Consider the following 21,892-nt stretch of genomic DNA (forward strand, 5'->3'; position numbering starts at 1 on the left):
AATAAAACATCGTTTTTCCCCTTTTTTAGGAGGAAATGATGAACAATTACAAAGCAACATTTCGAGGAGTCATCCTCCTAGTTCTGGTCAGTTGTGTCTGGTTGTTTCCGAGGCAAGTTCAAGCGGCAGATGAATCCGAGGCACAATCAGCGGCGGGTTTTACTGTAGAAGCAGTGATTCCTGATAATCAAGTGGATGTCATGAAGACCTATTTTTATTTAGGGATCGAGCCTGATACGCCGCAAGTGATTCAGGTAAAAGTAAGAAGTACTCAAGAGGCAGCCACGACTGTTCACTTAACCGTACATAATGCGGTCAGTAGTTCGGGAGGATCGATCGATTACACGAGAGTGAATCCTAAACTAGATGAAAGCCTAAAAAATCCAGTGACGGATCTGGTGACCATCAATGGTGGACAGACAGAAGTCACCGTCGCCAACTATGAGGAAAAAACGATCGAGTATACGATCCAGCCACCAGCAGAAAATTTTACTGGGGTGAAATTAGGATCGCTACGATTCGTTGACAGAGATGGCGGGACGCAACAAGCCGGACAGGCAGCATTGAGTTCGGAGTATGGCTATACGATCGCATTGATGTTGACGGAAGATAGAGAGCGTTTTAACTTAGGTGCGGATTTGAAATTAAAGAACGTTAATTTAAAATTATCAAATGGTCGAAAAGTCATTGCAGCAAATATCCAAAATGACCAATCGAAAGTCTTGCAAGAAATGGTGATCGAAGGTCAAGTCAGACGACAAGGACAATCAGATACGATCGTCAGCAATCGTCAGACTAACTTCTCAGTGGCACCGAATTCTAATTTTGACTTCCAATTACCCCTTGATCTGAATAATTTTTCAGCTGGGACTTATGTCTTTACTGGAAAAGCAGAAGGTGCAGGTCGGACTTGGGAATGGGAAGAAGAGTTCACCGTCAGTGGGAATCGAGCAGCGAAAATCAATCGGGAAACAGTCTACAAAATATTGATACCCGCTTGGGTACCGTGGATTGCGGCAGGATTATTTGTGATATGGCTTGGATTAGTTTTCTATCTGTTTAGACGCCAGCGTCGATGGCAGATAAAAGGAGAGTGAGGGGTGTGAGGCAAAGAAAAAAAAGCTGGCTAGTACTGGCTGCTTGTATAGGTATGACGGTACTTCCTACCCAATCCTTTGCTGCTCAATGGCAAGACACGATTGGGATTACTTTCAGTGAGGCGAGTCCGCAACCGCCGCCAGAGCCAGTGGAAAGAAACAATGTGATTCCGCTAACCATTAATGTAAGTAGGACACCAGTCAGTCGGGGACGACTTCCCCAGACCGGTGGGACATTTAATCAATGGCAGATCATCGGTCTCGGCTGCGTACTGGCAAGTTTTTGGTTGTTCCTATTCTCGCGTTTGAGAAAGGAGGCCACTGATGATTAAAAAAATACTGACAGGTGTCTGTACCTTGTTGATCCTAGGATCGAGCTTCCCTGCGCCAACGATATTCGCAGAGACCGTCGATCCCTTAACAGATACAGAGGCAACGATGCCGACAATCACTGATGAACCGACAGTCGCCGCCCAATCAATTATCAACAAAGATGTTCCAGCGGATACCCTGACCACAGAAGCCGGTTCAAGTAGTTCATCTGAAAGTAAAGCACAAGGTACGACAAATACCACCAGCTCCACCAACAAGGCGGCAAAAGAAGTAACTACTAAAGCTACCAGTGATTCGGAGAAAGAAGCCGTTGATAGTGAGGTGGAAGCACAAAGTGACAGTGAAACAGATGAGGTAGCCACTGGTGACATTAGTGATGCATTGCGTGCAAAGGCTGCAAAAGTCCATGGTATTGAACCAGCTGCCGTGAATGATAAAACACCGATGGTAGAAAGGACTTTTGGAGAAGATGATCCTGAGACTTATATGCTGGATGATACACTTTCTCTTGCATTGAGAAGTAGTGGTATGAATATAACTATAAGTGGGGGTCTATGGAGTGGCGATTTAAAAGATCCTGGTAAATTGACTATAGGAGATATGAAGACGTTACAGGTGGTAATCGTTAGTGATGGCGGACATCCTCCAGTTTTTTCACTAGTTAGGGATCTGATAGGATTGGAATATGCAATCAATATGGACGAATTGGACTGTAGCATGAATGACTTAACTTCTTTAGATTTAACCAAAAATCTTAAACTATCGAAATTAAACTGTCGCAGTAATAAAATTACGGATTTTTCGCTTTATAATAATGGCGCTAATATTGAATCGTTAAGCTGCTTTGGTAATAAAATTGCTGACTTCACGAAGGTCATACAAGCGCAAGAGATATATGCTGATCGGCAAGAAATTACGATTCCTTTATCAGATGTGAAGGTGGATGCAGAAAATAAACTAAAGATCATCGACACTATAAAAATATCTGACAATATCGATTTAACGACAGCGACATATACACCCAATTCTTCTTCATCTAACTCAGAGAAAGAGGCAACCATTGAAGGTAATACGATGAATTTTGAGAACATATCCAAGCAAACGCTTAGTGAAGGTTCGATATTATATGACAGTGATGAAAGTACGACTAATTCTGGTTTTTTTATGTATGCTTGCACAATCACCTTCGAAGACTACAATCCTCAACTATTAAGTGAAGGTGACAATAGTCTGGAATATAGTATTGACAAGAATTTATCAACAGCTTTGCGGGCTCAAAGTGGATGGGATGGTTATAGAAAAAATGCTGGGGAATTGACCGTCGATGATATGGTTACTCTTACAAAGGCAGCTGTGTCATATCGCAATCTTCAGTCGATAAAAGGGCTAGAGTTTGCGACCAATCTGACGGAATTAAATTGTTCAAACAATCAGTTGACTAGTTTGGAACAGCTCAAGGGCTTGCCTCTTGTTGATTTAAATTGTAGGGATAATCAGTTGACCAGTCTAGAGCCGATCAAAGATCTGCCTATTGAAGTCTTAGATTTTTCCAAAAATAAAGTGAGTGATGTGTCCTGTCTGTTTACATCAAAAACCTTAGATAGAGTGACTGGATCGAATAATTCTGTTAGTGATATCTCAGGTTTTTCAGGACTATCTAGTTTGTACATGGGATCCCAATCAATTACTATTCCGGTTGAAACATGGTCGGCTATAGAGGATCAAAAGTTAGTTCTCAACAATTTAAGGACTACTGGGGAAACTGATAGAATGACAATCGTGGAGACAACATATCCTCAGCCATCAGGAAGTACCATATCATGGGATGGTGATCAAATCACATTTTCCGGATATACGAGAAGAGATTTATCAGGTGGTATTTATTATACATTTGAATATGACAGTGCGAAATTGACTGGAGCTGAAACAATAGAGTTTTATGGAAGATTAGTGCTTGAAGCAGATGATAATCATTACTTATTTGAAGGTTTGGAGGGTGAAGGACAGGCTGGGATTGATTCTAAATTAGCTGAAATTTTAAGGACAGATAAAGCTGCCACCAATGATGGCGGTCCATGGAGCGGCTTTAAAAAGCCAGTAAATAATATAACGGCAGCCGATATGGAGAACTTAACTAGTATTGATGTTTCTGGAAAAGAGCTGACTTCATTGTTTGGTATGTATCATGCTAAAAACTTAATAAAATTTAAAGCAAATAATAATCAGTTAACTAGCTTAAATCACCTGCTAACAACAACACTATTAGAAGAAATAAATGTTGACGATAACCAACTAACTAGCTTAAATTTTGGTTATTTTGCAGAAGATTTAGCAACGAAGCGAATATCTGCAAATAATAATCAGCTAACTAACTTAGATGATCTGGCAGGCATGACGAAATTAGAAGAAATTAGCCTTAATGACAACCAATTAACCAACTTGGATGGTCTGACAGATATGACCACACTAGAAGAAATTAGTGTTAATGATAATCAACTAACTAACTTGGATCCTTTGGCGAACAATACGTCAATGAAGCGGTTATCTGCAAAAAATAATAAAATTATAGATATCAAAACGGTTGAAGGTTTTTCAGAATTAGAAGTGGCTGATCTTCAGGGACAGAGAATCCAAAGCAGGTACCGTCCACAATTTACGATAAGACGTTTTAATGATGACTTTGTCAATTATTTCGCTCGTTTGAATGTCCTTGGTACTGCCGATCATACTAATTATGCGTTTAGTGTGAGGCGGTCCGATAATAGTATTGAACCTGATGCGTCTGCTTCCGTATCTGTACCCAATTCTGTAAACTTTACCGCTTTAAGACGATCAGCTTTCAACAATGGTACTACTCTTTATTTTGAAAGAGATAAAAATATTCTCGCCGATAATATCACTTTTACTGGAAATATCAGCTTTTTAGAATACACTGGGACAGTACTAAGAGAAGTAGATGATTACCTAAGCTACAGCGATACAATAAATACTAAATTTGCTGAGTTATTACGAACGAACAGTGACTTAACAAATGGTGGTGAAGCGTGGAGTGGCGATGGTAAACCAGTAAATCGCCTGACAGATTTAGACATGGAAGCATTAACCAGTATTGATGTCTCTAATAGTGATTTAACTTCTATACAGGGGATTGAATTTGCTGCATTTTTAAAAAGTTTTAAAGCAAATAATAACGATATTGGACGAGTAGATCTCAGACAAGTAGATCTCACAGGGAACAAAGAATTGGAAACTTTGGAATTGAATCATAACTCGTTAACGACGCTCGATTTGAAGAATCAAACAAAGTTGACTTCCTTAGACTGTGGATCGAATCAGATGACCAATAGTCAGATTTTTAGTGGATTAACTAATTTAACAACATTGAAAATTGGTGGTAATTCTTTCGATAACTTTGATGGTATTAGTGGTTTGACTGACTTAACTACTTTGGCAGTTAACGATAGTAAACTCAGTGATCTCGATATTCTTAACGATTTTCCAAACTTGAAATCTTTGGATATTAGTAACAATCAATTAAGTGATATTAGCAAGGTTAGTGATCTAAAAAACTTAACTACCTTGAATGCAGATAAGAATCAAATCAAAGATATCACAAGTATTGAGCAAATGAGTAATCTAAAAGATGCCACTTTAGATGAACAATCATTGCAACCATCTTACCCACGTTTTTGGAAGGATGGCGATCAGTTTAAAGCGACGATTGATTATTTGAAGATGAATGTCTCTAATGGTGTTACTTTTACAGCCGACACAGATAACGCTAGTGGTGTATCAGTAAAAACTGAGGGAAACAATATTATTGCTATCAGCGGAAGCAAAGTAAATCTTGAAGGACAAACGATTTCTTTTAAACGAACTGGTAAAGGAATTTCTTTCAGTGGGACACTGGAGTATAGTGAAGCTACTTTATCCGAAGGTCGACCAAATGATGGATCGAATGGCGATTATGATATCGATGCAGATTTTTCGGAGGCTATAAGAAAAGGATCTGGTGACGCGCAGAAAAGTGATTACACTCCTTGGAGTGGTAGAGGGAAAGAAGCCAATACCCTTACGAGAGCAGACATGGAATCAATCGCAACAGTCATTGTTCATGACATAGGGCTAGATTCGGTGAAAGGACTCAATTTTGCAAAAAATTTAGAGTACTTTGGTGGCGAAAAGAATAACTTAACCAATCTGGATGATTTCAGTGAAAATGGTAAGTTAACTGCTATTGATGTCCCTTATAATAAGATTTCTGATATCACTGGAATACCATTCAACAACGGAATGTTAGCTGCAGGTACACAAATCATTAGTATGGACTTTCCTGATTTTAAAAAGCAAAGTGATGGAACTTACAAAGCGACCATTGATCTCTTGAAAATACCAAATATGAGCGCATCACCTTGGACGACAGAACGATATATGCTCTATGATGATGGGAATGAAGACAGCCCGGTTACAGCATCGAAAGAAGCAGGCTCAAATAAGTTAGTCTTATCTTCAGCTACTTTCCCAAAAATGGATCAATTGAGTCTTGAATTTGAATGGCGAGGTCCAAATAGACTCTTTGCGGGTATGGTCAACATTGAATCTGAAGAATTTTTAAAAGAAGGTAGTCCTGGCGATACAGAGCCTTATGATATTGACGCTACACTAGCCCAAGCTCTAAGAAGCGGCGAAGCTGAGGTGACAACAGTCAGCGGCAATCCTTGGAGTGGCAAAGATAAACCAGCTGATCGAATTAGTAAACGAGACATGGCTGATATTTTATCCATCAAAGCAGTGAGTCAAAACCTTGCTTCACTCTATGGGATTGAACATGCGACGAATCTTCAAACAATCAATGTTAACCAGAATAAGTTAACCAGTCTGAATGAATTAAAGTCAAATGCAGAATTAACAGCTATCGATGCAAGTGAAAATCAGATTAATGATATCTCTGTTATTGGAGGTTTGACTAAATTGACGACAGTTAATGCAAAGGACCAAGCGTTTACGGTGGATTATTATCCGACCTTTACAGCAGATGGTGCTAATTATAAGACAACGGTTGATCCTTTGAAGATGCCGACAGGTTATTCAGTCGAGTCGGCGAAAATAGTTGATGAGACACAAAACAAAAAAGCCACAATCAAACCAAATGGCGCCGCAATCGATGTCACCGGCCTAATGCGATCAATCTTAAATGGTCACCAGCTTAACTTTTCTGTAACACAGCCTATGAACCCTGCAGTCAGCTTTAATGGAAATATTAGCTTTGCTGCGTATGCAGGGACGAAACTGATAGAGGGTTCAGAAAACTCAGGACACGGTTTCGATTTGCATACAAACTTAGCTGCTAGGTTAAGAGACAAAAAAATAAATGGCGTTACAATCGCAGGTGGTGGTGAATGGGTCGGTAAAGAAAAAGCTCGAAATCAAATCACCGATCTCGACATGGAAGAGTTGATCGGGATATATATCCGTCCGAGCAACATGAGTTCTCTAAAAGGTATCGAATATGCAACAAATATAACTTCATTAAGTGCATATCAGAACGCTATCACAGATGTTAATTTGACAAAAAATATCAAATTAACAAGCTTAAATATAGGACGTAATTCCTTAACATCAATTGACCTGACACAGAATACGGCATTAACAGCGTTGGACGTTTCTATTAATAGTCTACAAAGTATTGATCTCAGTAAGAATACTGAATTAATATCGTTTCAGGGGCAATCTAATTCTAGCCTCAAAACGATTGATTTCAGTAAGAACACGAAACTTACCACAATTAATACGGGGAGTACCGGATTAACAGAAATTGATCTCTCGATGTTACCTGATTTAGCTGACGTAAGGGTGTACTCATGTGATAACTTAGAAAGAATGATTTTTGGTGAAGGAAACGCAAAGGCAATGACGACATTGTTTTGCCGTAGCAACCCGAAAATTACTGAAGTTGAAGGAATCAATTTTTTGACAAACCTGACAACATTGCAGTTCTACGCCAATAATATCAGCGATATCGATTCTTTAAGTGACTTGAAGAACCTTACTACATTGAATATCTCTCAGAATCAAATCAGTGATATTTCTAGTCTAAGTGGCAAACCTAAGTTAACAACTTTGAATGCCAGTAATCAACAGATCCAAGTTGACATTCCAAGGTTTGATCTTAGTAAAGGCACAGGGATCGTCGATGTGCTGACGACAACCAACGGTACTGGATTGACTGCAAATTTGGTGGCAAGTGATCTTGAAGGTGTAACTGTAACAAATACTGCAGACAGTGATGATATCACTATCGGCGGTATAGCCGCACGAGATTTTGCAGGACAAAGTATTTCATTTGAATACGCTGGTGCAAGTTTAGGTGAAGGTGCGACTACTGCAGATACTAAGACATTTGACGGAACGATTACTTTTAATGAGTATACCGGTCGGAAACTTATCGAAGGTGTTCCTGACGCAAGTGGTAATGAAGACTACGATCTTAATAAGATTTTAGCAGACAGATTAAGAAAAAATAGCGGTGATTGGACAACAAACACTGGTTTATGGAGCGGCACAAATAAACCGACAAATGAAATCACTGACCTTGATATGGAGGAATTGATCACAATTACTGTTGCAGGTGGATCTGGCTCAGTTAGAGGTAATTTAACATCAATAAAAGGTGTGAACTTTGCGACAAATATTACTTCGTTGAACGCGCGTTATCACAGGATTACTAAAGTAGATCTGACTAACAATACGAAGCTGAGTAATGTGGTTCTTCGCCAAAATCAATTGAAAACGATTGATCTTAGCAACAATACAGATTTAACACGTTTAGAAATTGATAACAATCAGTTAGAGGTTCTGGATGTCAGTAACAACAAAGAATTGACTGAGCTGATTATTCATGTCAATAAAATCAGTGATATCAGTAGCTTTAAGAACTTGACCAAGTTAGTCAGCTTGAATGCCCATGAAAATCAAATCTCAGACATTAGCAGTGTAAGTGAATTGACAATGTTAAATTACTTGAATATTAATACCAATCAAGTCAGTGAGGTCCCTAGTCTTGAAAAGCTGACCAGCTTAACAACATTGACATTGAGGAATAATCAAATCCGTGATCTTACAAACGTTGAAGCCTTGAAAAATCAAACAACTGTAAATCTAACTGCAAACTTAAGTAATCAAACATTCAAGTTAGCTTACCCGACTTTTACTGAGGTAGAGGGCAAATATACGACGGCAATCGATCACTTGAAGATGACTGACTCGTCGACATTAAGCGCAACTATCGCAGATTCGGATGCAGAGATTACTTATGACGCCAGCCAAATCATCATAACTGGCTCGTCACGATCGGTTCTAAATGGTAAAACGATTAGTTTTGAAAGGAATACCACCGGAATAACCTTCACAGGGACGATTGACTTTGATGAGTATGCTGGGACAGCGCTTAGAGAGGGTCCGACAGACCTATATCCTACTGATTATGATCTTGATACCAATTTAGGTGACTTACTAAGTAAAGAGAAGAATCCTTGGAATAAAGCCAATGTGACGAATCTGGGAAATGCTTGGAGTGGTCTAAAAAAAGGTAAACACGAAATAACGGATCTGGATATGGAACAATTGACTTTGATTAATGGTGCTGGAGTTAGTTCAAACTATGGAAACCTTACTTCTTTGAAAGGCATTAACTACGCCATAAATTTGAAAAAATTGAATGTGGATCGTAATCAACTTACAGATGTAGATGTTACGAAAAACCTTGTGCTAGATGAAATTACTTTAATTTACAATCGATTAGAAACAATTGATGTGACTCAGAATAAAGCATTGTCGACGCTTTTGATGAGTGATAACAAAATCCAAGGGACGATTGATACTAGTCAAAATGAGAATTTAACCATCCTAAATGTCTATAATCAAACAGATGAAAAACTAGAAGACAAGAATAATCTGACATCACTTGATTTAGATAATAATAAAAAGTTGAAAGAACTGAATGTCGGGAATAACCCTAATCTCAAAAAGGTTACTTTAAATAATAAAGATAATTTTGATCATCTAGTCATCTATAACACAGGTCTGACCGAGTTAGATTTAAGTAATACGCCTAACTTGAAATATTTAAATGCAAGCAACAACCAAATTAGTGATATTAGTGGCTTCATTAATTTAACGAAATTAGCAACAATGAACGTCAGTAATCAAAAACTGACTACTTCTATTCCATTAATTGATGGGACCAAAAAAGCAGAAGTCGATCTGTTAAAAACAACTGCTGGAAGTATTTTGACTACCTCTAGAAATAGCACTAACTTGATTACGCCAGAAGCAGAATATGGTTCTGTTGGTGATAAAGCAGTGCTATCAAATGTAACAAGAAGTAGTCTAAGCGGAAAATCTTATAATTTTAGTTACAGCAATCTGCAAGAAGGTGCTACATCAGGTACGAAATCATTTAATGGTACAGTCACTTTTGATAAGGTCAGTGATACCAATCAAACTTTAGAAGCAGATAAGACGAAAGCTGAGATTGGAGAAACGGTCGGTTTTTCTTGGAATGTTTATAGTATCGGTGACATAGATATGAAGGATGTTCAAGCTAAACTGGATTTACCAGAAGGATTAGCAGTGGATGCAGAGAGTATTAAAGTCACAAATGGTACTGCTATTACGCCTCCGGCAGACTTTAATAATGAAATAAGTATCGGCGATATTGTTAAGGGAGCTTCGGCGACAATTACCTTTAACGCTACTGTCCAAGATACCGAAGTCTTAAAATGGTTAACGACGACTGGAACAGTGACATGGGCGGATACAACGGGTGATGCAACAAGATTCACTAGTACCGCCACTACAAAAGTCCAAGTCAAAGACGACCAACAAAGTTATACACCAAGTAATGAAGGTTTAGCGATTACTTCGGTGCCAGCTGGTTTCAATTTTGGTTATCGCTCAAGATCGGATAAAGAAGCTTTATATCCTTTGAGAGAATCTGATTATCAGTACAATACGAAAGTACCGCAAAATGGTTTCTATGTGCGGGTGCAAAATAATCAGTCAACGAACAGCGGCTGGTCATTATCAGCAAGTCTTTCAAACTTTAGTAATCAACAAGGGATCATGCCATTTGGTAATGGTACAAGTTTGAACTTTAGCAGTATGTCAATCAAAAATGTACTTCAGCCAGATACAGAAGACGAGATATTTAATGACTCTCCGACTGGTATACCTAGTACTGTAGGTACAACTGAATTAGCTTCTGGAGGTTCGCCTCAGAGACTGACCTCGGCAGATCAGGCACAAGGAGCTGGTACTTGGCAACTTCAAATCCCATTTAATGGTGTTGAATTACAATTACCATCAAATGCCGGAAAGACTGGAGAAAAATACAATGCAACGGTGAGCTGGTCCTTGGACAATACGCCGTAGAAAGGATGAGAGTATGACAATCTCGATATGGATCGCAATCTTTGGTGGACTGGGAATGGTCAGTCTCATCAGTTTCATGTTTTTCTTTATTAAAGATAGTCGCTTGAGAGTGGAACAACAAAAAAATCCTCTCGCACTGTTAGTTGACGGTGGACTATTATGTGTAGCGTTGCTGGCAGTGATCGCGGCAGTCTTGTTGTATCTCAACTGGCAAGAACAATTAAATCAATTTATTAGTTAAAAAAAGGGCTGTGGGTCATCTACTCACAGCCCGTTACATAAAAAATGACAAGCGGGTGATTAGGAATGTGTAGGGTATTATTTTTAACTAAAAGTATCTCAGTAGAAATCGAATTAGAAGAAAAAATCAGACATCTGGGTCATGAAGTTTTATGCAGCACGACTCTTTTAAATACAATCAAAAAACATGCTTTACCAAAAAGTTTCCTCGAAACTTTCCAAATAGTAGTCCTGAGTGAAACGTTGACCAATCAAGAAACTAAGGTGATTTTGGAAGATATTGGCTTAAGCTCTTTAGGCATCATCCAATTAAAAGATGGCCCGTTAACAGAAGATGATCATCAAGAAAAAAAAGTGACCTATATGTCCCCAAGAGTTTCCTTAACCGAATTGAGAGAAGCCCTTAGTCACTATGATTCACCAGAAAAAATGGGACGTTATGCGGAAACTTTAGAAGATGTCGTAGATCGTCTAGGTTTAAGTAAAAGAGAAAGAACCCTATTGAACATATTAGCAGATACGCCGGGCACTCCTTTTTCACGGGCAGACTTATGTCAGAAAATCTGGAATAAAGAACTCAGCCTGTCTACCAAATGCCAACTATCTAATCTGGTAAAAAGGATCAAGGATAAACTAGAAGAAAATGAGCTGGATCATCTCAAGATTATGACAGTTCGGAATGTCGGGTATATGTTGAAAGTGGCTTAAAGGTAAGAATAAATAGGGGAATACTTTGACGTGACGACTAAATTACACCAATATTTTGAATTTTTGAAAGAATATGAGACAAAAATGTCAAAGAAAAATATTCCAGCGAGGTTGATATCGACTCTTTGGAATATTTTTTGTTATTTATATTGAAATTAAAGATAACATAAACTGTTTGTTCGTAAAAAATATAATTTGATAAAAGTTTCCTTTTTATTATATGTATAAGCGCGTTAACTAATTGTTTATTATAATAAAAAAACAAAAACATGATTTTTTTGTAAAAAAATTAGTTATTTTTTTGTAATTTTATGATATTATTATTGTGTAACGAAGCAACTAGAAAAATTCTGGGAGGAGAATAAAAAAATGAATAAAGAAAATGGGCAGCGGTATCGAAAGATCAAGTGGAACAAGCAATTAGTCAGTGTCGCAACTGGGGTCATCTTATTGACGTCGTTTGGTTTAGGATCAGTGGAATCTTTTGCAGCTGAAAACACCACCAAAGCGACTATCGGAGAAACATTGTTGAACTACCAGTCATTGGTGGTGGGAGCGGCGATTAAAGTAGACGAAAATGAATATACAGTGACCGAAGGAAGCGAAATACAAGAGGTAATTGATGATTACACAACCGTAGGTGCTACGACGCCTACGACTATTACGTTAAAGAATAATGTAACGATTTCTTCACAGATTAACATTGCAGGTAAAAATATTATTATTCAGTCTGAAGAGGGCGAAGATTATGAGATTAGTCTTGGTTTTATTGGAGGGAAAGTGATTAATCTTACCGACTCCAGAAACAATAATACTCAAGGGAAACTTAGTTTAAAAAATGTAACAATAGATGGAGAAAAAGAAACATATACTTCAAGCCAATCATTAATTACGGTCTCTAATTCAACTTTAAATTTAGAAGAGAATAGTACAGTGAAGGACGGAAATGGTGGAGTAAATGGACAGGCAATAGCCGCATCTAACAAGTCAATTGTAAATGTGAATGAAGAAAGTACTATTAGTGGGAATAAGACTACAGCTCATGGTGGTGCCATCTATGCGACCTCTGGTTCAAAAATTTCAGTAGCTGGAACTATTGAGAATAATGAAGCGGCTAGAGGTGGCGGGATATATAGTACCGGATCAGGGGCTAATAATTCATCTGTTATAGTGGGAAGTACGGGAGTTATAAAAAATAATGAAACGACAAATACTACTACCGGATATGGAGGTGGTGGTATCTATGCAGCAAGCGGCTCAGATGTTGTAATAGATGGTGGTGATATGAACGGAAATGAGTCCGCACTACATGGAGGTGCAATCTATGCTTCGGGAACAGACACAAATCCTACGACCCTTAGCATTAAAGGCTCAAATACACATATAGCTTCCAACAATGCAAAGGAGGGTACCGGAAACGGAGGTGCTATTTATGCTTCAGGTTATACAGACGTTTCAATGGAAGAGGGGACAATCGAGCAGAATAGTGCAGTTAATGGAGGCGCTATCTATGCAGCTAATGGTGCAGATATCAATATTGTTGGTGGAACCATTGAAGGAAACACCGTGACTGGGAACGGAGGAGCCATCTATTCTGTAGGAACAGCTGGAAACAATGCAACGACCACCATTGATGAGCAAAACGATAACACCACACTTATTGACAATAACAAGGCTAATAGTACAAACGGTGCTGGCGGTGCTTTTTATGTTGGCAACAATTCAACAGTGACGTTAACGGCAGGGACTGTCAGCAATAACCAAGCAGTGAATACTAGTGATGGAACTGGTGGCGCTGTGCGTGTTGGTCATACTGGAGGTACCTTCAATATGGATGGAGGCGTATTACTTAATAATACGTCAGATGCTGGGAATGCAGTGAGTACCATAAGCGGTGGGACTCTTGTTATTCGTTCAGGTGTGATTTACGGAGAGCGTGATGGAGAATTAGATGTTAACTACTTAAATGACGGCGGAAATTTTTCCGGTAATGCGATCCTAATTGCTAAAAATAGTAATAATACCCTCTTTAACAAAGATACAGATGAGGCATTATTACGACGAGGTGCAAATCAACTGATTACTCCATCTATCTCATGGGATCGACAAGATGATATTTCAGGAATTGCATACACTAATGGTGATAACCAAGGTTTCTTTCCTATTAAAGGTGTAGACGTTAGAATTCCTATTAAATCGGCACTATTATCATTGGATTCGACCGGCATGGGCGACTTGATTTATGATGGAGAGGGACATGAGGTTACATCAACTAATATTACGAATTATAATAAAGAAGAATTTGGAGCGATTGTAGGTAATGGAATCACCTATGCATCAGTAGCTGAGCAAGAGGATCCAGAGGCATTTAGTTCTACAGAGCCTATTGATGTCGGTGAATACGCGGTAAAAATCAAGACTGATGATACAGGAAGTAAGTATCAAGCATTTGAAGAGATTATAGGAACCTTTATAATTTCTAGTCAAAAAGTTACACCAACAATTAGTAGCCCTACAGTTGATGTAGATGAATCTGTGAATCCAACGATCACTTATACAGGTGAAAAGAATGGCTCTATTTTAGCATCTACTATTTATCAATCAGAACCAACCTTACAGTACAAGGATGTTTCTGCGGGTGTTAGTCCTAGTTATACAGCAGGTGAAAAAGATATCACTGTTTTAGAAAAAGGGACATATCATAATAATAACTATGTTGTTGACTTTACAGACGTTAAAGGGGAACTAACTGTCAATAAAATCGATCTAAGTTCTGCAACAGGTGAGCTAAGTTATCCATATGCTAAAAATGTTGAATATAATGGGGTTGAACAAGGAATTTCTGCGCCAACAATTACAGGAGATGACGGAAATCTAGCCGACTATGGAACAATATCAGTCGAATATACAAATGTACCAAGTTCAGCAGAAAAGGGACCTTATGATTATGAGGATACTTTGCCAAAAGATGCTGGCAAATACAAAATAAAAATTACTGTCGGTGAAGAGGGTAGAAAATATAAAGGATCATCTACAAAAGATTTAGATTACGCCATCACTCAAAAAGCCATACAAGCAACTATTGGTGATCTAAGTGTTCCTGTGGGGACAGATCTGAGCACGGTTCAACAACCAGCAATTACTTACAAAGACTTTGTAAAAGGTGAAACTGAGCAGTCAGTCTTTGCTGAGATTAATAGTCCAACAGTGAGCTATGTTACTGGAGCCACAAATAAAAAAGGCACCTCAAGTATCTCAATCAATCAAGCAAATACTGGAAAACCGAAAAATTATAATATTAACTACACATCTGGCACATTAACTGTTACCGCATTGAACTTCCCAACAAGTGCTTTGACGTATAATATCCCAGAAAATGCGGAATACAATGGAACAGTTCAAGGGATTGAGAATGTCAGCATTGCCGATTATAGTGAAGTAGATTTTGGCGCAATCACAGTGACGTACGCTGCCGAAGGTTCAGAAAGTTATACGACAGAAGCACCGATCCAGGCGGGCACATATAAGGCGAAAATTTCTGTAGCAGGTGGAGACAAATATCCGACCTACGAAGCAAATGAGACTTATACCATTGCCAAAAAAGCGGTGGAAGTAAGAGCCGCCGATGTAGTGGTCGATCAAAATGGGCAATTACCAGCAGAGATTGATATAAAATATTCTGGTTTTATTGACGGGCAAAGTGCTGATACAGCCTTCGTTGGTGGAGAAAAACCAAGAGCTACTTATGGTTCAAATAGTGGAACAGTCGGTGAGTTCCCAATCACCATTACACCAGGGAATCTTACTGCCGAAGCAGATACCAATTACACGATCAACTATGTAGATGGAAAATTAACTGTCAATGCAGTTGAACAACCAATACCAGACCCAGATCCAGAACCAACACCTGATCCAGAGCCTACACCAGAACCAACACCGTCAGAAGAACGAGTGCCGGTTTACCGTCTGTATAATAGAAATAATGGTGAGCATATCTTCACTAGCTCGAGAGTAGAGGCAGATTGGTTAAGGGATCAAGGCTTACAAGATGAAGGCACTAGCTGGCATGGTAGCGACGCAGCAACTGGCGTACCAGTCTACCGTCTGTATAATGCTAACTCAGGTGAACATTTCTACACAGTTGACCGAGGGGAATATGACTTTGTCGGAAATTCTGGTTGGACGAAAGAGGGCGTATCCTTCTATGCATCAGAAGAAGAAAATGTACCAGTTTATCGTCTATATAATCCAAATGCGACAGATGCAGGGTCACATCACTTCACAGTCGAAAGAAGTGAAAATGATCATTTAGTAAGTGTCGGCTGGATCTCAGAAGCAATCGGATTTTACGGAAAATAAAGATAAGATGAACTCCTGATTATTTTACGATAATCGGGAGCTTTTTGTTTAGAAAGAAAGATGCTATTTGCTAATTTGGGCTGAAAAGTTCGGAGTGTTTATTTTTTGGAGTTCATTAAAAAATCTGTGGAGTATAAAAAGTAATTTGAGAGAGTATTGGAGATAAGATAAATAGATTTTCGAGAAAACCGAGACGTATTATCGATTATGAAAAGTAAAAGAATATTTTCTTATATTAATCATCAATTATTTTGAATTTTTTTTGCGAATCTATGGAGGGAGTCATTTTTTTGTTATTTAGGAATTTCCAATTCTCCAAAAAAACATACAAAAATAACTAAAAATAGAAAATTTTTTGTTAATAAAAACCCGTTGATAACAACCGTTCGTTAGTTATCCGTTAATTATAATAAAACGTAAAAAAATTTATGAAATGTGACAAATTTGCTTTGTTTTTGTTTTTTAATATGTTATTCTTATTATTGTAACGAAGCAACTATTCATTTTTTTTTAGGAGGAGAAGTTTTATGAAGAAGACTGTATTACTTAGTCTTGGAGCAGTAATAGGTTTGGGTCTAGCAATTTACGGAGGGACTAATGCTGATGCAGCTAATCTTGAATTATTCCGTCTGTATAACCCAAACACTGGTGAACATTTTTATACAGAGAGTGCAGATGAAAGAGATTGGTTAGATGATCAAGGTTGGATTCCTGAAGATGGTGGTTGGGCTACACCTACAGAAGGTGATATTGTTTATCGTCTGTATAATCCAAATGCGAGTGATCATCACTACACTACGGATGAAGGCGAATATGCAAACTTAAAAGCAGAAGGCTGGACACAAGAAGGAAAAGCTTTCTTTAGCTCAACTGATAAATCAGTACCTGTATATCGTAGCTACAATCCTAACGCAGTATCAGGTGCACATATGTTTACTACATCATCTATTGAACATGATTGGTTAACAACTGATCAAGGTTGGACAAATGAAGCAGTTTCATTCTACGCAGCACCAGCAATTGATAAAGCAGCGTTAAACACTGCATTAACAGATGCACGAGCTTTAAATGCTGCAGATTACGATGAAACAACATTCGCAGCTTTACAAGAAGCGATCACAGCGGCAGCAGCAGTGGCTGACAATGCTGACGCAACACAATTACAAGTAAATGCACAAGTAACAGCATTAAATGAAGCTGTTGCCGCATTGGTACCAAACTTAACTGACTTAAATGCAGCAATCGAAGCAGCTGGCAATTATGATGAAGCTGATATCACTGCTGATAGCTATGCTGATTTAGAAGAAGCTATCAAAGCAGCAGAAGACTTTGTAAAAGATGCAGCTGGTAAAACACCTGCTGAAGCACAAGAAGTTTTAGCTGACTTAAATGCAGCATTAGCTGGTTTAGCAGCAAATACTTCTGCTTTAAACGAAGTAATTACAGAAGCTGATGAAGTATCAACAGATGGCTACTCTGAAGAATCTGTTGCAACATTCAATGAAGCTTTAGCAACTGCTAATGCCATCACTGCTGATTCTTCTGTTGAAGAAGTTACTGCAGCAAGAACTGGTTTACGTGCAGCAATCGACGGTTTATCTGTTGACATGACTGCTTTATCAGCAGCAATCGAAGTAGCAACAGCATTCGATGCAGATGATATTACAGAAGCTAGCTATGCAGCAATGGCTACAGCATTAGAAACTGCTAATGGTTATGTAAACGAACCAGCAGGCGTGACACCAACACAAGTAGCGGAAGCAATTACTGCTTTAGAAGAAGCAGCTACTGGATTGGTGAAAGATACTACTGCTTTAGATGCGCAAGTAGAAGCTTATAAAGAGTTAGCTCCTGACGCAGATGATTACTCAATTTACAGTTATAGTGTAGCCGACACTGCAAATACTGCCGCTGCTGCTCTTGATACAGATGCTGCTACAATCGCTGAAATTACAGCAGCAAGAGTTGCATTACGTGATGCTATGGCTAACCTAGTAAGTACTGAAGATTTGAATGCTGCAATTACCGCAGGGAAAGCAATTGCTAATACTAATGATATGTATACGCCAGAATCTTATAATAAGTTACAATTAGCTATTTCTGAAGGAGAATCATTCAAATATAGAACAAACAACTATACAAACGAAGAAGTAGCTGCTGCGACACAAGTTATTACTGATGCTATTGATAATTTAGCAACTAACAAAGTAGCGTTAAATACAGCAATTGCTACTGCTCAAGGTTTAAACGCAACTGATTACACATCAACGGTAGCATTTACAAATGCACTTTCTCTAGCAGTTACTGTTGCAGGTAGTGCTGATAGTACACCTGCGTCTGTTACTACAGCATTGACAGGATTAAATACTGCAATGGAGGCTTTAGTATTAAATAAAACTGCATTAGGTATATTGATGACTGATGCTGGTACAATTAATACTGGTGTAACAGCTTCAGCATATGTAGCTGATTCTGTTGCTAATTACGCTACAATCTATACTGCAGCGCAAACTGCTAGTTCTGATACTACTACAGGAGCAACAGCGATTAATAATTTAACAACAGCCAGAACGAACTTAGAAGCTGCGATGGATCAAGTAGTACCAGTTACGACTGCGTTAGAAACTCGCATCACTTTTGCAGGAACGCTTGCGGGAAGCACTGCTGATATTACTACCGCGTCGAATGCAACTTTAACTGAAGCTGTGAATGCTGGAAATGATCTTGTAAATGCACCATTAGGAAAACTTCATACGGAAGTAACTGATGCAGTTGATTCTATTAATGCAGCGATTGTAGGTTTGCAAGTAAACACACTTCCTACTGTTACAGCTATTGCAAATTACAGTGTTGCAAATGAAGGTGGTCAAGGAAGTTATACAAATGATTCTTGGAATGCGATGCAATCAGCACATACTCGCACAACTAATGCAAGAGATGCCATGACTAATGCCACAGCAGCAGATGCTAGAGTAGCCGCTTTTATCGAATTAACAGCTGCAAGAACAGAATTACAAGCTACAATTGATGGTTTAACAACTGCTTAGTAAAAGAAGTAACAACAGTATTTAAACTAAACATCCCCCATTTCCATAAATTTTTGCCCTGAAAAGGCACATTTCCAGAAAGGACAATAATAAACTCTCCCTTGTCCCTATTCCTGTCCTTCTGGGGTGTGCTTGAAAAGAGACGCTACGGCGTTTCTTTTTTTGGTTTTTTTTCGAAAAATATGTCTTCCGAAAGATATCTACTCGTACTGAAAAATAGTGAGTAAGATTCTGAAACGCAAACTGGCTGGATAAAAGAAGGTGTGGTTTTTTAAATAGCAAGGTATATCAATTTTTCGGATGCTTAATCTGAATTCACAAGAAACCGGCTTGGATCTTTATCGGTTGAATAGTGCAGATAACTTTTGGTAGGTTGCACAAGGTTGGAGAGACAATTACCATTAATAATTCATATATCTAGGTTCTTATTTTGAATGAACGAATGGGTTTAAAAGACTGAAACGCCGGCGTTTTACGAAGGTTTCAGTTTTACAATTGATAAAAAATATGTTAATATAATTGTGCAAATGAGATTGCATCATTCATACACAAAACCCCAGCCTATCCTACTAGGCTGGGGTTTATTTTTCACTTAAACTAAGCGTGTGGGTTGAGAAAAGGCAGCTGACTATTGGTCATCTGAATCACTCAACCAGTGATTAACTAATTGTAAAACTAGTCCCACAAAAAGTGGCGCGATGATTAATGAGATTAACTCATTCATACTTTCACCTCCTACTGAGGCAAGCTGCCATATATAATATACGCAGTTTGAAGCTTATAATTTTTGTCTGGCGAGATGAAAAAGCCCAGTGACCTAAGGGGCTATAAACGTTGAAACGCCAACGTTTTACGAAGATAAAACATTTACAAATGATGAAAAATATGTTAATGTATCTGTACAAACGAGATTAAGTTTTCCATACACAAAACCCCAGCCTAGTGTGATAGGCTGGGGTTTATTTTTCGCTTAAATTAAGCGTGTGGGTTGAAGAATGGCAACCGGTTATTTTTCATCGTGATCATTCAACCAATGATCAGCTAGTCGAAGTACTAGACCCACAAAAAGTGGCGCGATGATTAACGAGATTAATTTCTCCATGATTTCACCTCCTGATGAGGCGGGTTGCCATAAATAATATATGCAGTTTGTAGCTTATAATTTTTGTCTGGCGAGATGAATACATGAATGATCAAAGGTGCTATAAACGTTGAAACACCGGCGTTTTATAGAGATTTCAGTTTTACAAATATCGAAAAATATGTTAATATAATTGTACAAATGAGATTACATCATTCATACAAAACTTAAGCGTGTGGGTTGAAGAAGGCAGCTGATTATTGGTCATCTGAATCACTCAACCAGTGATTAACCAGTAGTAAGATGAACCCTACAAAAAAGTAGTACGGATGAACAATCTCACTAAAAAAACTTCGTTAGCCGATTTTAGCTAACGAAGTTTTTTTATATTCGGGAACTGGATTCTCGTACAATTAATTCTACGGGGATTAGGATAGTTTCACCTAACGTGGTGGAAGAATCCATTAATTTTAGTAAGCTTTCAACAGTTTTCTGAGCCAGCTGTTGTGTATTTTGTCGAACAGATGAAAGAGTTGGACTAGAATATTCTCCATAAGGCGTATCATCAAAACCGATCATTTTTATATCTTGAGGGACGTTTTTACCAATTTTTTTAAGCCGACTATTTAACTTCATAGCCAATGTATCATTGGTGGAAAAGAAACCATCAACAGTCGGATTATTTTTTAAAAAGTTATCTAGTTCTTGATTGATAGTGTCGTCGGAACTGATGCGAAGACTATTTTTTTCAGCATCGAAACCAAGCTGATGTTTTTTTAATGTTTCTTCAAATCCTGATAGACGGCTTCGTGAGGCAGAAGACATCCGGTTATATAAGGCAATGGCTAGATTTTTGGCGCCTGAAGCAATCAAACTTTCGGTAGCAGCTTCGGCACCTTGGTAGTGATTTGATGAGATGAAAATTGTTTTGCTTTTGTCTTGTGGTTCTCGGTCAATGCAAATATAGGGAATCTTTTTTTCAGATGAAGCGGCATTCATAGAAAAAGCCTCAACGCCTGAAATGATAATTAAGCCATCAACTCCTTTGGCTTGTAGGATTTGTAAATAGGCCTGTTCTTTTTCAGCATTGCGAGCGGTATTACAAATAATCGTGGTGTAGCCTTGTTCAAATAGGATTTCCTCAATTTTTTGAACCAAGTCTGAGAAAAAATAGTTTTTAATATCAGGAACTAAGATTCCGATGGTAAAGGATTTATTCATTCGTAAGCTTTTAGCACTGTAGTTGATTTTATAATTGGTTTCTTCAATCACGCTTAAAACTTTTTTACGGGTTTCTTCGGAAAATCGTCCGTTATTATTGATGACTCTAGAGACGGTGGCCACTGATACACCGCTCAGTCTAGCGATATCTTTGATGGAATATTTCTTCATAATAATGAACTCCTTGTATAGTTGTCTATGAACAGTTTAACATAATTAATAAAAAAAATTCTTTGACAGCGACGAGTAATCGTGGTAATTTATAGACATTAAGAGTAAACGTTTACCCAAACAATACATTTACAGATATAGTTTGTATTGTTTATTTTTAGCTCCGTTGAGTAAACGATTACTCAAAGAAAATTTATGAAGGA

The 21,892-nt window shown here is 38.2% G+C and carries 10 protein-coding genes; 7 read left to right on the forward strand and 3 right to left on the reverse strand.

The features are described 5' to 3' along the window. The first annotated feature begins 38 nt into the window (after positions 1–38). The 7 genes from ID741_RS17535 to ID741_RS17565 all read left to right on the forward strand — a co-directional run bounded on the left by ID741_RS17535 (position 39) and on the right by ID741_RS17565 (position 19,216). On the forward strand, positions 39–1,097 hold the full coding sequence (locus tag ID741_RS17535) for a DUF916 and DUF3324 domain-containing protein (protein ID WP_438720998.1): 1,059 nt from the start codon (positions 39–41) through the stop codon (positions 1,095–1,097). Further along, positions 1,094–1,429 carry an LPXTG cell wall anchor domain-containing protein gene (locus ID741_RS17540; RefSeq protein WP_438720999.1) on the forward strand — a complete coding sequence of 112 codons (336 nt, stop codon included), beginning with the start codon at positions 1,094–1,096 and terminating at the stop codon, positions 1,427–1,429. Before ID741_RS17535 ends, ID741_RS17540 begins: the two co-directional genes overlap by 4 nt. Beyond that, positions 1,422–10,862 (forward strand): leucine-rich repeat domain-containing protein, encoded by a 9,441-nt coding sequence (locus tag ID741_RS17545; protein WP_438721000.1) that lies wholly within the window; start codon positions 1,422–1,424, stop codon positions 10,860–10,862. The genes ID741_RS17540 and ID741_RS17545 overlap by 8 nt, the downstream gene beginning before the upstream one ends. Positions 10,863–10,875: 13 nt before the next feature. After that, positions 10,876–11,103: a hypothetical protein gene (locus ID741_RS17550; protein ID WP_218327486.1), complete on the forward strand. Its 228-nt coding sequence runs from the start codon at positions 10,876–10,878 to the stop codon at positions 11,101–11,103. Between the two features lie 65 nt (positions 11,104–11,168). Then, positions 11,169–11,810, forward strand: a complete 642-nt coding sequence (locus ID741_RS17555; RefSeq protein ID WP_218327485.1) for a winged helix-turn-helix domain-containing protein — start codon at positions 11,169–11,171, stop codon at positions 11,808–11,810. Between the two features lie 369 nt (positions 11,811–12,179). Then, positions 12,180–16,169, forward strand: coding sequence for a hypothetical protein (locus ID741_RS17560; protein WP_438721002.1), 3,990 nt, complete (start codon positions 12,180–12,182; stop codon positions 16,167–16,169). Positions 16,170–16,696: 527 nt separating this feature from the next. Next, positions 16,697–19,216, forward strand: coding sequence for a hypothetical protein (locus ID741_RS17565; RefSeq protein ID WP_438721003.1), 2,520 nt, complete (start codon positions 16,697–16,699; stop codon positions 19,214–19,216). Between the two features lie 628 nt (positions 19,217–19,844). On the opposite strand, the gene ID741_RS17570 is transcribed toward ID741_RS17565, so the two are convergent. The 3 genes from ID741_RS17570 to ID741_RS17580 all read right to left on the reverse strand — a co-directional run bounded on the left by ID741_RS17570 (position 19,845) and on the right by ID741_RS17580 (position 21,689). Then, a complete protein-coding gene (locus ID741_RS17570) occupies positions 19,845–19,940 on the reverse strand; it encodes a type I toxin-antitoxin system Fst family toxin (protein WP_218327482.1) in 96 nt (31 codons plus the stop codon). A 282-nt stretch (positions 19,941–20,222) separates the two neighbouring features. After that, positions 20,223–20,318, reverse strand: a complete 96-nt coding sequence (locus ID741_RS17575) for a type I toxin-antitoxin system Fst family toxin (RefSeq protein WP_218327481.1) — start codon at positions 20,316–20,318, stop codon at positions 20,223–20,225. Between the two features lie 363 nt (positions 20,319–20,681). Continuing rightward, positions 20,682–21,689, reverse strand: a complete 1,008-nt coding sequence (locus ID741_RS17580; RefSeq protein ID WP_218327480.1) for a LacI family DNA-binding transcriptional regulator — start codon at positions 21,687–21,689, stop codon at positions 20,682–20,684. Positions 21,690–21,892 lie beyond the last annotated feature (203 nt).

Source organism: Enterococcus sp. AZ103, from assembly GCF_051714685.1.
Lineage (GTDB): Bacteria > Bacillota > Bacilli > Lactobacillales > Enterococcaceae > Enterococcus_A > Enterococcus_A alishanensis.